We start from the raw sequence: 15960 nt of genomic DNA, 5'->3' as shown, positions 1-15960 counted from the left end.
ACGTGCGATTTCCGAACCAACGTTTAGCGCAACTTTTCGATCTGTTGCAAAACGAGACGCTGCCGCAGGACGAGCTGGCGCAGCGGCTGTCGGTCTCCACGCGAACCGTCCGTGCTGACATCACCGCCCTGAACGCGCTGCTGGCGAGCCACGGGGCGCAGTTTATTCTGAGCCGTGGAAATGGCTATCAGCTTAAAATTGACGACGCCGCGCGTTATCAGCAGCTCCAGGCCTCCCATCCGCGCGCACTGCGTATTCCCCGTACGGGCGCGGAGCGCGTGCATTATCTGGTGGTGCGTTTTCTGACGTCGGCGTTTTCGCTTAAGCTGGAGGACCTGGCGGACGAGTGGTTTGTCAGCCGCGCCACGCTACAAAGCGACATGGCGGAAGTGCGCGAGTGTTTTCATCGCTATAACCTGACGCTGGAAACCCGTCCACGCCATGGCATGAAGCTGTTTGGCAGCGAAATGTCGGTTCGCGCCTGCCTGACCGATCTGCTCTGGGAGCTGGCGCAGCAGGACAGCCTGAACCCGCTGGTGACGGATGTCGCGCTCAATGCGGGCGTGGCGGAAAAGATGGTGCCAGTGCTGCACGACGCGCTGACGCGTCACCACATTCGCCTGACGGACGAAGGGGAGTTGTTCCTGCGCCTGTACTGCGCGGTATCAGTGCGACGCATCAGCGAAGGCTATCCGCTACCGGAATTCCATGCGGAGGATGTGGAGGAGAACGTGCGGGAAGCGGCGAAAGATATTGCTGTGGCCATTCAGGAACTGGCGGGCAAAGCGCTTGCACCCTCGGAGGAGAACTGGCTCTGCGTGCACATCGCTGCGCGGCAGATCCAGGAGATCGCCCCAAGCGCCATTAACGCCGATGACGAAGAGGCGCTGGTGAACTACATCCTGCGCTACATCAACACCCACTACAACTACAACCTGCTCAGCGACGCGCAGCTGCACGCGGATCTGCTCACGCACATCAAGACGATGATCACCCGCGTGCGGTATCAAATCATGATCCCCAATCCGCTGCTGGATAACATCAAGCAGCACTACCCGATGGCCTGGGACATGACCCTGGCGGCGGTATCGAACTGGGGCAAATACACGCCGTATGCGATCAGCGAAAACGAAATTGGTTTCCTGGTGCTGCACATTGGCGTCGGGCTGGAGCGTCACTACAACATTGGCTACCAGCGCCAGCCGCGCGTGCTGCTGGTCTGTGACGCCGGTAATGCGATGGTGCGTATGATTGAGGCGGTACTCCAGCGTAAATACCCGCAGATTGAGGTCACGCGCACGCTCACGCTGCGCGAGTACGAGCAGGTGGAATCGCTTAGCGAGGACTTTGTTATCGCTACCGCGCGCGTCAGTGAAAAAGCAAAACCGGTAGTGATGATCGCACCGTTTCCGACTGATTATCAGCTGGAGCAGATTGGCAAGCTGGTGCTGGTAGACCGCACCCGCCCGTGGATGCTGGATAAATACTTCGACGCCGCCCATTTCCGCATCATCGACGCGCCGATTGACCAGCAAACGCTGTTCCGCGAGCTGTGCGAACAGCTTGAAGGGGAGGGGTTTGTGGGGACGGCGTTTCTGGAGTCGGTGGTTGAACGTGAAGCCATCGTCAGCACCATGCTCGGTGACGGCATTGCGCTTCCGCACTCCCTCGGTCTGCTTGCCCAGAAAACCGTGGTCTACACCGTACTCGCCCCGCAGGGGATTGCGTGGGGTGACGAAACCGCGCACGTGATTTTCCTGCTCGCCATCAGCAAAAGCGAGTATGAAGAGGCGATGGCGATCTACGATATCTTCGTCACCTTCCTGCGCGAGCGCGCCATGGCGCGGCTCTGTAGCTGCGGCGATTTTGCCGAGTTTAAAACGGTGGCGATGGAGAGTTTGAGTCGGTTTTGAGAAAAAGGCGGATAAATAATATCCGCTTTTAATTAACGCAAATGATGCACAACCTGGTTACTGCTGCCGCGCCAGATCAGCGCGGGATCTTTTAAATCCTGAACGAACTTGCCGTCGACCAGCACGTTAATCAACTCCACCACTTCCATCTGAGCCGCATTCAGTTCATCCAGCCTGTAACCCGTCCAGACCCAGATATCCTTTCCTGCGCACTCGCGGCGAATGCGTTTTACCAGATTCAGGATCTCCGGCACGTTTTGCGGGTGAAGAGGATCGCCGCCGGAGAGCGAAATTCCCTGTCGTTTGATGCGCGTATCGTTGAGATCGTTAATGATCCGGTCTGCCATTTCCGCGGTAAACGGCATACCGGAATTTAAGCGCCAGGTGCTTTTGTTATAGCAACCCGGGCACTCGTGGACGCAGCCTGACACGAACAGGGTGCAGCGGGTGCCGGGTCCGTTGACGATATCAACGGGGTAGTATTGATGGTAATTCATAGCGTTAACCTGATGCCCTCACCCCGGCCCTCTCCCACAGGGAGAGGGAGAAAACCGGAGCCGGGCTCAACAATATGCTCGATCGGTTCCCTCTCCCTTGAGGGAGAGGGGTAGGGTGAGGGGGAGAACCCAGCGCAGAACTTACCCGATCTGCCCATTCCCCAGATGCTTCACGCGGCGTTTTACCTCTTCCTGCTTACCGGCGTTAAACGGACGCGCATCCGGGCTACCGAGATAGCCGCACACGCGGCGGGTTACCGACACGCGTGCCGCGTCGTGGTTACCGCATTTCGGGCAGGTAAAGCCTTTGCTGGTACACTCGAACTCGCCGGTAAAGCCGCACTCGTAGCATTCGTCGATGGGCGTGTTGGTGCCGTAATACGGCACATGCTGATAGCTGTAATCCCACACGTCTTCCAGCGCCTTCAGGTTGTGCTGAATGTTCGGGTACTCGCCGTAGCAGATGAAGCCGCCGTTGGCGATCGGCGGATACGCCGCTTCAAAGTCGATCTTGTCGTACGGGTTTACCTTCTTCTCCACGTCGAGGTGGAAGCTGTTGGTGTAGTAACCTTTATCGGTCACGCCTTCCACGATGCCGAACTCGGCGGTGTCCAGACGGCAGAAGCGGTCGCACAGGTTCTCGCTTGGGGTACTGTACAGGCTGAAACCGTAGCCGGTTTCCTCTTTCCACTGGTCCACGGCATCGCGCAGGCGCTGAACAATCGCCACGCCTTTTTCACGCAGCGCGTCGCTGTCATACATATGCGTGCCGCCAGACAGGGCATTGATGGTTTCATGGATGCCGATATAGCCCAGCGAAATCGACGCGCGGCCGTTTTTGAAGATCTCAGACACGTCATCGTCCGCTTTCAGGCGCACGCCGCAGGCCCCTTCCATATAGAGGATAGGTGCCACGCGGGCTTTGACCCCTTCAAGGCGGGCGATACGGGTCATCAGCGCCTTGCGCGCCAGCTGCAGACGTTCATCCAGCAGCGTCCAGAATTCCGCTTCATTGCCTTTCGCCTCCAGCGCGATGCGCGGCAGGTTCAGGCTGATGACGCCGAGGTTGTTACGCCCGTCGTGGATCTGCTCGCCGTTTTCATCTTCGTATACGCCGAGGAAGCTGCGGCAACCCATTGGCGTTTTAAATGAACCGGTTACTTTTACGACCTGATCGTAGTTCAGAATATCCGGGTACATGCGCTTGCTCGCGCACTCCAGCGCCAGCTGTTTGATGTCGTAATTCGGATCGCCAACTTTGTGGTTCAGCCCGTCGCGGATGGCGAATACCAGTTTCGGGAACACCGCCGTTTTGCGGTTCTTACCGAGGCCGGAGATACGGTTGCGCAGGATGGACTGCTGGATCAAACGCGATTCCCAGCTGGTGCCCAGGCCAAAACCGAAGGTCACAAACGGCGTCTGGCCGTTGGCGGTATGCAGGGTATTCACCTCATACTCCAGCGACTGGAACGCGTCATAGCACTCTTTCTCGGTGCGCGAGTGTGCATAACCGTCGGCGTCCGGGATCTGCCACTCTTCGGCCGTTTTGCGGTGCTTGTTGAAGCTTGCGGTCACAAACGGGGCCAGCACTTCGTCAATGCGGTTAATGGTGGTGCCGCCGTAAATGTGGCTGGCGACCTGGGCGATAATCTGTGCCGTGACCGCAGTGGCGGTGGAGATGGATTTTGGCGGTTCAATCTCGGCGTTACCCATTTTAAACCCGTGGGTCAGCATGCCTTTCAGGTCGATCAGCATACAGTTGAACATCGGGAAGAACGGTGAATAGTCGAGATCGTGATAGTGGATCTCACCGCGCTCGTGCGCTGAGACCACATCGCGCGGCAGCAGGTGCTGACGGGCATAGTGTTTGGCGACGATACCGGCCAGCAGATCGCGCTGGGTGGGGATCACTTTACTGTCTTTGTTGGCGTTTTCATTGAGCAGGGCAGAGTTGGTCTGCTCTACCAGACCACGGATCTCCTGGTTCAGGCGACCGCGCTTTTCACGCTGCACGTCACGATCGTGGCGGTACTCAATGTAGGCGCGGGCCAGCTGCTTGTAGGGGCCCGCCATCAGCTGATTTTCAACCGCGGTCTGGATCTCGTTGATATCAACCTGGCTGCGTTCATTCATCTGGCTGCTAACGACTTCTGCGACGGTGGCGCAGTAATCTGCGTCATCGACTCCCGCTGCTTTAGCTGCACGCAGAATGGCTTCCTGGATGCGCTCTGATTTAAACGGCACTTTACAGCCATCACGTTTCATCACATGCGGTGTCATGATCACTCCATTTTTAAAAACAGTTTATCCACAGAGGTGGAGAAGTATTCACCGGGCGCATTCCCCGCCAGGCCAAAGACTTCCCGCGTTCCCGGCTCGTGTTATCCACAATTCCGGCCAGCGTAAGCGCCGTCTTGTTGTTGGAATAGTAGACGATTAATACAACATGTTGGGTTGGCGTGCATTTTAAGTGCTACATATAGTGATTTGCATCAAACTTGTTTGCGATTTATTTGATGCAGAACAAAGTAAAAAGACGAGAGTACAAACGGCGGGCGCTTCAGCGATTGTAAAGACCAGAAGGAAAAATCTGATTAATTATTCAACAAAAACAAGCGCTCAGCACGGTCTGTACTGAGCGCTACGTGATTAATGGATGCCGCGCACCCAGCTTAAACCTGCCTGTAAAAAGGCGGCGATAGCGACAGTGCCCAGCACCAGTGGGATGAGAAGGGAACGCGCGGGCACCGCATCCTCAATGTGCGGTTCTTCCGTACTCAGGGCAGACAGCGCCTCTTCCCGGGTGCGTGCCGCCAGAAGCTGCTCACGCACACGGTCTTCCGTCAACAGGCTGGTTAGCGTCGTCAGCAGCTGCATATGCGTGCTGCCTGCTTCAGCAGGGGGAATGGCGAGCAGGAAGACCATTCTGACCTCTTCATCCCCCTCCAGCCCCGGACAGCGTATTGGGTCGTCAAAAAGCGCCAGACAAAACGCCGCCTGATGCACCGTCTCGGTTTTACCGTGTGGAACGGCAAGTGCTTCGCCCAGAGCCGTGGGACCTTCACTTTCACGCTGTAAAACGCTCTGGATAAATGTCTCTTGATCGCCGATGACGTTTCGCCTGACGAGCGGTTCGGCGAGCCAGCGGATCAGCGCTTCAGGGGTACGGTGCGGCGGGTTGATAAAAACCAAATCGGGGTGCGTCAATGCAAGCAAGTTCATATTAAGCCTCTAACAAAAAATCGCAGGTCGCGGAAGGTTGGATCGCCGTTACCGGCTGCACGGGCTCTTCCAGATAGTTGATCTGAGGAAGCCCCGCGAGATCTGCCGGAACGGGAACCGGCTGCGTGCCAGCGTTAAACACGCGGATGACCGTGCCATGTGACTGTTGGGCATGGGGCAGGGCAGACAGAATAAGCGGCTCCGGTAGGGTCAACAGCGAGAAGTGTGCCGGAAGCTGGCGTTCGGGCAGGCGCAACGAAAAGCGCTCAAGGCGATGATCGAGCGTGTGCAGCTTTTGCCGTTGATAGGTAAAGGGCTGTCCGGTCGCGAGATTTTCCAGCTGGCGTAGCGTCAGATGATCGGCACTGTCGGCCAGCGCGACGCTGAATGAAAAGTGCAACGGCTTCAGCAACTGGGCATCGGGGGTCTCAACCACCGTATTATTAATCCCGGATGCCCGACCCGGCCGCCAGTCCAGGTCGTTTCGTCCGAGCACACCCGTTGACTTAAACAGCGTCAGGGCAATCACTGCCGGTTCGTGCCCGAGGATCTGAAACTCCTTCATGCCGCGGCTATTCACCACCAGCGCTTTGCCTTCTTCTGCGACAGCGATAATGCCCTCGCTGGTTTCGATATCCACGGGCAGCTCGCGATAGCGTTCCTGCCAGTTTTCATCGTCATACCCCGTTTCGCGTTGGATGATCGCAAAGGGCTGTGAGGCGATAGCGTGATGCGTGTGAATATCGCTGTTGATCAGCAAGCGCAGCCGGTGATCGCAGTGGCTGTTTTCCAGCGCACCGTCGACATACAGGTTCGGATCGTCATGGCGCAATTCACACGCCAGACGCAGGCATAACGGTTTTCTGGCTGCATCCTGATGTCCGGCGAGATCCGGCGGCAGAAGCAGCGTCGCCTCAATAACCAGCTTTTCGACAAGCGGCGTTTTCAGGCAATCAATGAGTGCGAAATGGGAACAGCGCGTTGGCGTATCGCCCGCGAGCGGGGAGAAATCGTAGCTGTCGCCCGCATCCGCGCAGTCTTCGAGGGTAAAGAACGCGGGGATGCATCTGCCCGTGTGTTTGTCCTCAAGGGTAAGCGTTCCGGCGTCCAGCATCAGCCGATAATGCGCATTTTCTATTTCGCGGCCCTTTTCCTGTTCAGGCTGCCGTAGCGGCGCAGGGCTATTCTCAACGTTCACGGTGAGATAGCCAACCGACGGCAGAACCGGCGTCTGCACAGCAACGTGCCAGCGGAAATAGGGAGGAAGGGGCGTTTCACACTCGCCTTCGGCAGTGAGGGAGATCGCCGTTCCGCCGGGTAAAATGTCTCTTTTCAGGACGTCGAAGCGCACGGGCTGCCCCTGATACGTCAGCGCGATATGTTCAGCCCGGCTATACAGCGTGGTTTTAACCACGCGCCGCATTGGGGTGGTCAGCGGATTGAAGATCAGCAGGTCCCCTTCCTGAGCACAGGCGGCGGCCAGCGTTTTTACCACCAGATTCCACAGGCTGTGACACAGCTGCTCGGTTTGTTCCAGCCGATGCAGAATGTCGCGATTGGTCGCATCGCTATTACAGCCGCCGATAGAGTCGTGGGCGTGGCTTCGCAAAAGCGTCTTCCAGAGGGTATCGACTACAGAGAGATTGACCGGTAGCCCCTGATGCCGCGCCATGGCAATCGTCGGCTCCAGCTGTCGCAGGATAAACTGCTCGATCTCATCATTTTTCTTTTTAATGTCGTAGCGCACAGAGCCGATCGTTTTATGGATGCGGGTGTAGCGTGGCGATTTCAGCTCGCCTTCCCAGCTTTCAAACTGCTCACGCTGCGCGCGCAGGATGTCCACGTAACGCTCCAGCGAACTGATGGTGTACCAGTCCTGGTTGGGAGAGTGTTTGCTGGCGACCTGCAGGATAGTCGGCAGCGCCGGGTCGATGCTGACCTGATCGCCGCCGCAGGGTAGGAGCAGGTCATCGATACCGGCCCGTGAACGCAGCAAATCGACCATCGGGTAGATTTTCCCCTGCAGATGGCTGGCTTGCGAAGCGATATTTTTAGCCGCGCCATACCCGAGCGCCATCGCGCAGGCGATGACGCTCGCCCCTGACGGCGCGCGCCAGATAAACTGGCTGCGTTTGGCATGCCGGTCGTGATCGATACCGCGCCAGAAGACGATGTTATCGATATTGCAGCCCTGCAAAATCGTCGGCATCTGCGCATTGTGGCCGAAGGTATCCGGCAGATAACCGACCTGCATCGCATGTCCCAGCGTTCGGGCGGCGAAGATGCCGTACTTCAGGTTGCGGATAATGGATTCGCCATGCACGTTGTAGGTGTCCGTCTGGGTATACCACGGCCCGACGAAAATCCTTTTTTCTCTGACCAGCTTTTCCAGCCTGGCGCGATAATCGGGATTGATCGCAAGAAAGTCCTCCACGACCGCCATCTGCCCGTCAAGGTGATAGCAGGCATAAGCCGGGTTCTGCTCCAGCGTGTTGATAACATCCGCAAAGTTGTATGACGCCAGCACCATGCTGTCCTGACGGGTGAAATACCACTCCTGATCCCAGTGCGTGTGGGCAATAACGTGGATCTGACTCATGATGTTTCCCTCACCTGACGTTCTTTGGGCTGACATAAAGCACGCCCAGGGCGCAAATCAGTGCGCCAATAAAGACGCTCGCCAGATAGCCCGCCACATTGGTCGCCAGCGGCCAGCCCCAGATGGCGGGCAGAGGCAGCGTCTGCTTCACGCCGAGTGCAATCGCCACCAGTGCACCGGCGACGGCACCGGTCATGAACACCGGGATCAGGCGTGGGTTTTTCAGGATGAACGGGATAGCGCCTTCTGAGATCCCGATTACGCCCAGCAATAACGAGGTGCTGCCAACGGTTTTTTCTTCCCGGCTGAAGACATCCGGCAGACCAAAGCGGCCGTTGAGGAATGCGGCAAAACCGACGCCAATGGAGGGGATCACGATAGAGAGTTCGCGGGCGGTTAAATCAAACGTCTCGCTCATGCCATTCAGGCCGAGCGCGACCGAGCCTGCCGCCTTATTGACCGGACCACCAAGGTCGAAAGCGGTGCCCGCGGCGATCATTGCGGAATAGAACCCGCGACCGGTGTCGCCTGCCGAGGTAAAAAAGACCACCATCAGCTGATTAAGCGAGCCAAAAATCGGGTTAATCAGATATTCCATGACCATCACCAGCGTAATGCCGGTGATCAGCGGGACGATTAGCATGGTTTTAATGGTGGTGAGCTGCTGGCGGACATGAATCGAATCGTTGAGCCAGCGCACCAGATAGCCCACAAAGAAGCCAATCCCAATCGCGCCAAAAAAGCCGGAGGGCATAAAGCCCTCGATATCAAAGAAGCGCTTGTAGACTTCGTCTGACATGATGCCGCCGATAAGCCCGGGGATCAGCGCCGGTTTTCCGGCAATGGCAAACGCCAGAAACATGGCGAAGACCGGATACATGAACTTGATGGTCATAAAGCCCACTTTATCCAGCACGCTGAACGGCGAATGTTCAATGTTAATAAACTGGCCGGTAATTTTGGCCGTCGCCATCATCAGCCCACCCATGACCACGACCGGTAACATATAGCTGATGGCCGCCATGATATGGCCAATAAATATCTGGTAAGCCGAACGCCGGAGATCGTCCTCGTCTTCATCTGCCACCGCGGTCGCATTTTTTTCCATTGCCAGCGCCTGACGCAGATAGCGGTCGGTGTGCTTGATCAGCTCTTGTGTTCGTGTCTGAAGGTGAGGAATGTCATCAAAACGTTCGGCATCCTGAATGGGGACGTCGGTTGCCAGAATAATGGCGGTGGCAGAAGCAATATCCTGCTTTGTTAAGCGATTTTTAACACCGTCGCTACCCTGCGTTTCGACCTTTACCTCAATGTTATGCGCTTTAGCCCATGCGATAATTTTATTCGCGGCCATAAACGTGTGTGCAATGCCTGTCGGGCAGGCCGTTACCGCGACAACTTTTTGTTTCGTCATTGTCATAATTCCCTGGATGTGAAAACAGGGAAAGTATAAAGAGAAGCCAAAACAGTTTTTAATGTTTGCTAATACTTATTACGTATCGTCATACGCGGGCTTGCAATATGTGAAGCGCCTTCCAGAGGATATTTTTCGGCTGTGGTAAAATCATGCCAGGATTAAACAGGGTGTAATATATGAATTCATTTCAGGGAAGTGAGCGTTTGATATTTGAATACATTCAGCATCACGCTACTCATATTTCTACTATATCGGCAAAAGAGATTGCCCGTGATACTTTTACCACGACAACCTCCGTTAACCGCGTGTGTAAGAAAATGGGCTATAAGAGCTATACAGAGCTTCGGTATCGTTTTTTACGCGATCATTTTACCCCTGCGCCTGTAAACCCTGACGTGGGGCCGCAGGCGGAGGAGATTGTGGTGGAGATGTCCAGATTGCTGACCCATTCCAGCCATATTTTTCTCTATGCACGGGGCGCATCACTCACCAGCCTCAACTACCTGTCGCGTTTTTTATCTCTGGCGAGCCTGCCGCACCTTATTCTCAACGATATGCACCAGCTGACGCGGGTATCGAAGGGAACGCTGGTGTTGATCAGTAAATCCGGAGAGACGCAGTCGTTAATTGAAATGGCGCGTAACGCGCTGCGCAAAGGATTAAAGATTATTGCGATCACGCGCGAGGGGTCTACGCTGGCCGCGCTCTCTTCTCTATGCTGGCCGTTGTTGATTGATATCAACGCGGTATCGTTATATCAGCGGGAAGGGCAGCTGGAACTGTTAAGTGCGGTAGACCGTATCGGCTGCAGGCTGCTGCAGCACGATACGGTGTAGTCAGGTCGTCAGAGCTGCTTCACTATCCCCAGACGGACGGCATAATCATTTTCATGGTTGCCGTCATCGTTGATATAGGTTTTATCCAGTGAAACCAGTTCGACGTAAGGCGTCCAGCCATCGTCGAGCTTGTAGTTGAAGGCGACGGTATGTTCCCAGTAGGTATCATCCCCGGTTCCCTGATCGACACCATCCTGCCAGCGGAAGCGTGGGTTGTAGGACATCCCGAATTTGCCAATGTTATACGCGAACCAGATGTCGAACTGGTGTGACTGGCGGCGGGTATACCCGCTGCCGTCGAGTTCTTTGTCGCTGTGCGCGTCATTGACGGTGTTATAGCGATAACGAGCGGCTAGATTCAGACCGTTATCGAACGCTTTCCAGCCCTGAATGAAGGGGCGGTAATGGGTATTGCTGGCGGTGAAAACCGTCACCATGCCCGGCGCTACGGCAAAGCCGTTTCCAAGATCGAAGCGCCAGCGCGTTTCAATCTCTTGTGCCGCCTCCGTTAAGCCTTTTTCGTCTGGGTTATATCGGTCGGTATCGCCAAAAAAGGTATCATTGTGGTTTTGTGCGGCTTCAACGGAGAAGTAAAAACCATTCTCCGCCTGATGCATGACCTTAATACGGGAATCATTGACGTCTGAGTTTGTGTTGTGACCAAAACGAAGGTCGACGGATGTATTTCCGCACCATCCCTGTGTGCTTAATAATAGTGCGCTAATACACGTTGCTTTAATAATTCTCTTTTTCATAATGTCCTGCCGAGGTTATTTGATTGGCAGGGCTATTTTTATTTTCGGCACGCCACGATGTAAAAGTTATCGTCGTACATTTAGCGTATCGCTAAACATAAAAAAAAGAGATACAGCATGCTGTATCTCCTGATAGTTATTCCTGCACCCACCAGATAGCTTCAAACGGGCGCAAGAGCAGCGTGTCGGGACGGGTGGGGACATCATCATAGTTGCTGAGTGCGACCCGCCATGCGCCCTGTACCGGCTCCGGTTGCCACTGCTGACGCTCGCGGCTCAGGTTCGCCACCACCCTCAGCGTCTGCCCCTGCCACTGACGGCGATAACACCACAGGGAAGGATGGTCCGGGAGCAGATCCTCGTAGTCGCCCCACGTGAGCAGCGGCAGCGTTTTGCGCAGGCGAATCAGCGACTGGTAGGTGTAAAACACCGAGTCCTGGTCGTCCAGCGCCGCGCGGGCGTTCACGGTTTCGTAGTTATCGCAGACGCCAATCCACGGCTCGCCCTCGCTAAAGCCGGCATTGTGCGAGGCGTCCCACTGCATCGGCGTGCGGCCGTTATCGCGGGATTTGCTTGCCAGAATCGCCAGCAGTTCGTCAGGATCGCGACCGTTTGCCCGCATTTCGGCGAACATATTCAGGCTTTCCACGTCGCGATAATCGGTGATGCGGCTGAAGTGCGGGTTGGTCATCCCCAGCTCCTCGCCCTGATAAATGTACGGCGTGCCCTGCATACCGTGCAGCACCATGCCCAGCATTTTCGCTGCGGCCACGCGGTGTTCCCCTTCGTCGCCAAAGCGTGAAACGATGCGCGGCTGATCGTGGTTACACCAGAACAGCGCGTTCCAGGCTTTGTTGTGCATCCCCTGCTGCCAGTGGCGGAAGAGGGTTTTCAGCGCGACAAAGTCCGGTTTCGCCTTCGTCCATTTTTCACCGCCCGGGTAATCCACCTTCAGGTGATGGAAGTTAAAGGTCATCGACAGCTCGCGCCCGTCGAGCGAGGCATACTGCTGGCAATTCTCCAGCGAGGTCGAGGACATTTCGCCCACCGTCATCAGGTTGCGCGGGGTAAAGACGTCGCGGCTCATCTCCTGAAGATATTCGTGGATGCGCGGCCCGTCCGTGTAGAAGCGGCGACCGTCGCCCGTTTCGTCATTCGGGAAATCCTGATCTTTTGAAATCAGGTTAATGACGTCCAGACGTAAGCCGTCCACGCCGCGATCGGCCCAGAACTCGCATACCTTTTTCAGCTCGGCGCGCACCGCTGGGTTTTCCCAGTTGAGATCCGCCTGCTCCGGCGCGAAGAGGTGCAGGTAATACTGCTCGCTCTCGGCGTGCCAGCGCCAGGCGTTGCCGCCAAACTTGGAGCGCCAGTTGTTAGGCAGTTGCTCCGGCGTACCGTCGCGCCAGATGTAGAACTGGCGGTACGGGCTTTCCTTATTCAGTGATTCCCGGAACCAGGCGTGCTGGGTTGACGTGTGGTTGAACACCATGTCCAGCACGATGCGAATACCGCGTTGATGCGCCCCGGCGACCAGTTCGTCAAAATCATCCAGCGTACCGTACGCCGGGTCGATGGCGATGTAATTCGCCACGTCATAGCCGTTATCCACCTGCGGCGAGATATAAAACGGCGTCAGCCAGATGGCGTCAATGCCGAGGGTTTTCAGGTAGTCCAGCCGCGCGGTCACGCCGCGTAAATCGCCGGTGCCACTGCCGGTCGTGTCCTGAAAACTCTTTGGATAGATCTGATAGATGACGCCGTTCTGCCACCAGTGAGGAAGGGTATTCATAATGCGTTCCTGCAAATGCGAAGGGGCGCAACTGCGCCCCGAAAGATGAAGTTAAACAATCTGCAGCGCGCCCTGACGGAACTTACGCTGATAAACCACGGTGGTGAGCGCCATTGGGACGATAATCGCAATCGCCATTGCCAGGGCAAACACCTGCCAGTAAGCGGGCTGGATGGAGAGAATGCCCGGCAGACCGCCCACGCCAATCCCGTTCGCCATCACGCCGTTCAGACCACACACCAGGCCTGCCAGACCGGAACCGATCATCGCACAGAGCATCGGGAAGCGGTATTTCAGGTTGATACCGTACATCGCCGGTTCGGTGACGCCGAGGTAGGCGGAGATCGCGGCCGGAACGGAGATCTCGCGCTCGTTGTGCTTACGGCTGACGATGATGATGCCGGTCACCGCAGACGCCTGCGCAATGTTAGACAGGGCGATAATCGGCCAGACCGGCGTGCCGCCGAGGCTCTGGATCATCTGCATATCAATGGCCAGCGTGGTCTGGTGTACACCGGTGATCACCAGCGGGGCGTACAGGAAGCCAAACAGCGCGGCGCCAATCGGTGCGAAGCTGCCGGTCATCAGGTGGCGCACCGCGAAGGCCACGCCGTCGCCGATCATGCGGCCAAACGGACCGATAAACGCATGTGCCAGGAAGACGGCCAGAATCAGCGAGCAGACCGGAACGACCACCAGATAGAGATAATCCGGTACGATGCGCTTCAGGCGTGTCTCAATAAAGCCCAGCATCAGCCCCGCCAGCAGGGCCGGGATAACCTGCGCCTGATAGCCCACTTTGGCGATGGTGAACAGACCGAAGTTCCACACTTCAGGCACCTGCTGACCAAGTAAGTAAGCGTTCATTAACTGCGGAGAGACCAGCGTGACGCCCAGCACGATACCGAGAATCGGCGTACCGCCCATTTTGCGCACCGCGGACCAGCAAATCCCGACCGGCAGGTAGAAGAAGATCGCTTCACCAATCAGCCACAGGAAGTCGTAAACGGTTTTCAGCGCCGGATAAATCTGCGCCAGCGTTTTGCCGTCGCTCATCGGCACATCACCGATGACGTTACGGAAACCGAGAATTAAGCCGCCGCTGATCAGCGCCGGCAGCAGCGGGAAGAAGATCTCCGCGAAGTGGGAAATCAGCTGCTCGTGCCACTTCATATTCTGGCGTGCAGCCTTCTTGGCCTGCTCTTTATCCGCCGAGCTGTGCCCGGTGGTTGCCAGCAGAGCCTGATAGTAATCGCCCACTTCGGTACCAATGACCACCTGGAACTGCCCGGCGTTGGTGAAGCAGCCTTTAACCATTTTGAGTTCTTCAATGGCCTTCGGGTTCGCTTTTGCCGGATCGTTCAGCACGAAGCGCAGGCGGGTAATGCAATGACTAACGGTTGCGATGTTTTCGCGGCCGCCGACCAGGACGATCAGCTGATCAATATCTGCTTGTTTGACTTTACTCATCATGAAACCTCATGACAGATGGTGAGGGGTGTAATGACCTGAGCGCAAGCCTACTCTTTCAGCGTGACGGCGAAAATGGGAACGTTCCCGAAATCGGGCGAAGATCACAATAAACGCTTCAGGGGGGCTATGAAAGATGAGCGGGAATCACGATCTGCCGCGGCTCGCTCCGCCCGTTGATCTGCTCGATCAGCTGCGCGGCGGCCTGTCTGCCGGACTCGGCATAACCCGGATCGACGGTGATGATCTCCGGGTGCAGAAACTTCATCAGCGGCGTGCTGCCGACGCTCGCCACCTGCAGGCTGTCGATGCGCTGCTCCTGAAGGTATTTGCTGGCTCCCAGCGCCAGCGTATCCGTGGCGCACACCAGCGCGGTTGTCTGCGGGGTCAGGACACTGGCAACCTGCTCGTAGCCTTGCTTCATGCCCAGACCCGGCAGGGAGGCGACGGCCGGGAGGTTGTGCTTTTTGCAAAACGCCAGATAGGCCTCATGGCGACGCTTGCCGGTGGTGACGTCGGTGTGGGGTACGCCGAGGAAGCTGATATGGCGATGGCCTTTATCGTACAAACGCTGCATCAGGGTGATAATCGCCCCCTCGTCGTCATAACAGACAGAGGCAAAACCGTGGGCGTCGCGCGCCATCATGACCAGTGAGGGCTGCCAGGGTTTTAGCATCTCGTCTTTAATGCCGGTAAAGCCGAACAGCACCACGCCGTCAATGTTGCGTCGCTGGAGCATGCCCAGATGCTCTTCAACCAGCTGCGGCGAGAACTGGCTCTCCATCATGATGGGGTCATATCCCTGCTCGTAAAAGGCGGGCAGCATGGTCTGCACGGCAAGGTTCTCCGAGAGCGAATCCAGACGAGAGACAATAATCGCGACCACTTTGTCACTCTGCCCGCGCATAGCGCGCGCGGAGCGGGAAGGGGAAAAGCCGTGCTGATTCATCACCGCCTCGACGCGCTCGCGGGTGCGTTCGCTGACACCGCTTTCGTTATTCAGCACCCGTGAGACGGTCGATTTCCCCACGCCGCTTAAACGCGCGATGTCTTTAATGGTAAGGCGGTTCTGCATGCTGTTTTCCCTGTAACAACGACAAAATGATCAATTGAGCCTAATGCTATAGCGCGATTTCGCTATGGGCAAAGTCTGGTTTACGTTCGGTTTATTTGCAGGGGGGTATAATACCGCCCGAATCGTCACAAAGGGTACGCTTAAATCCTTATACTGCGCGGCGACACCCTGTTTTTACTTACCGGAGGCTCCATGGATCCCGATCCCACACCTCTCCTGAACGGGAGAACACGTTCTTTCCGGTAAGCCAGCTTTTGCTGTCTCACCGGTGATGTGAGGCAGCAACGTCCCAAACGTTCCTGCTTGAAAAATTGAGTGCCTGACAGGTACGGCTTTGCCACGCCTGAAGGGAATGCTGCGTCCGCCGTTGCGGATGCGGAGGAA

Annotated in this window: 11 protein-coding genes; 2 read left to right on the top strand and 9 right to left on the bottom strand. The window is 56.5% G+C overall.

The features are described from left to right. Positions 1–2 precede the first annotated feature (2 nt). On the top strand, positions 3–1913 hold the full coding sequence (locus tag A4308_RS00400; RefSeq protein ID WP_023338955.1) for a BglG family transcription antiterminator: 1911 nt from the start codon (positions 3–5) through the stop codon (positions 1911–1913). Positions 1914–1945: 32 nt separating this feature from the next. On the opposite strand, the gene nrdG is transcribed toward A4308_RS00400, so the two are convergent. The 5 genes from nrdG to A4308_RS00375 all read right to left on the bottom strand — a co-directional run bounded on the left by nrdG (position 1946) and on the right by A4308_RS00375 (position 9645). Further along, positions 1946–2410 carry an anaerobic ribonucleoside-triphosphate reductase-activating protein gene (nrdG, locus tag A4308_RS00395; protein ID WP_023338956.1) on the bottom strand — a complete coding sequence of 155 codons (465 nt, stop codon included), beginning with the start codon at positions 2408–2410 and terminating at the stop codon, positions 1946–1948. A gap of 141 nt (positions 2411–2551) precedes the next feature. Next, positions 2552–4690, bottom strand: coding sequence for an anaerobic ribonucleoside-triphosphate reductase (nrdD, locus tag A4308_RS00390; RefSeq protein ID WP_014882293.1), 2139 nt, complete (start codon positions 4688–4690; stop codon positions 2552–2554). A 369-nt stretch (positions 4691–5059) separates the two neighbouring features. Then, positions 5060–5632 carry a PTS sugar transporter subunit IIA gene (locus tag A4308_RS00385; RefSeq protein WP_063308442.1) on the bottom strand — a complete coding sequence of 191 codons (573 nt, stop codon included), beginning with the start codon at positions 5630–5632 and terminating at the stop codon, positions 5060–5062. Between the two features lies 1 nt (position 5633). Beyond that, positions 5634–8231: a glycoside hydrolase family 38 C-terminal domain-containing protein gene (locus A4308_RS00380; protein ID WP_045134405.1), complete on the bottom strand. Its 2598-nt coding sequence runs from the start codon at positions 8229–8231 to the stop codon at positions 5634–5636. A 10-nt stretch (positions 8232–8241) separates the two neighbouring features. Beyond that, positions 8242–9645 carry a PTS fructose transporter subunit IIC gene (locus A4308_RS00375; protein ID WP_071890786.1) on the bottom strand — a complete coding sequence of 468 codons (1404 nt, stop codon included), beginning with the start codon at positions 9643–9645 and terminating at the stop codon, positions 8242–8244. Between the two features lie 179 nt (positions 9646–9824). Between A4308_RS00375 and A4308_RS00370 the strand changes: the two genes are divergently transcribed. Further along, on the top strand, positions 9825–10484 hold the full coding sequence (locus A4308_RS00370) for a MurR/RpiR family transcriptional regulator (RefSeq protein WP_014882297.1): 660 nt from the start codon (positions 9825–9827) through the stop codon (positions 10482–10484). 8 nt (positions 10485–10492) lie between these two features. On the opposite strand, the gene A4308_RS00365 is transcribed toward A4308_RS00370, so the two are convergent. The 4 genes from A4308_RS00365 to treR form a co-directional block, all read right to left on the bottom strand. After that, positions 10493–11239 (bottom strand): oligogalacturonate-specific porin KdgM family protein, encoded by a 747-nt coding sequence (locus A4308_RS00365; RefSeq protein WP_023331894.1) that lies wholly within the window; start codon positions 11237–11239, stop codon positions 10493–10495. Positions 11240–11375: 136 nt separating this feature from the next. Continuing rightward, positions 11376–13031, bottom strand: coding sequence for an alpha,alpha-phosphotrehalase (gene treC / locus A4308_RS00360; RefSeq protein ID WP_045268869.1), 1656 nt, complete (start codon positions 13029–13031; stop codon positions 11376–11378). A gap of 51 nt (positions 13032–13082) precedes the next feature. Beyond that, positions 13083–14501: a PTS trehalose transporter subunit IIBC gene (gene treB / locus A4308_RS00355; protein WP_063308441.1), complete on the bottom strand. Its 1419-nt coding sequence runs from the start codon at positions 14499–14501 to the stop codon at positions 13083–13085. Between the two features lie 127 nt (positions 14502–14628). Beyond that, entirely contained in the window at positions 14629–15576 is a 948-nt protein-coding gene (treR, locus tag A4308_RS00350; protein WP_014882301.1) for a trehalose operon repressor TreR, read from the bottom strand. Positions 15577–15960: the final 384 nt, after the last annotated feature.

The organism is Enterobacter sp. ODB01 (assembly GCF_001623605.1).
Taxonomy (GTDB): domain Bacteria; phylum Pseudomonadota; class Gammaproteobacteria; order Enterobacterales; family Enterobacteriaceae; genus Enterobacter; species Enterobacter kobei.
Note: the sequence above shows the minus strand (reverse complement) of the source record. Positions and strands in the feature narration are given on the sequence as shown.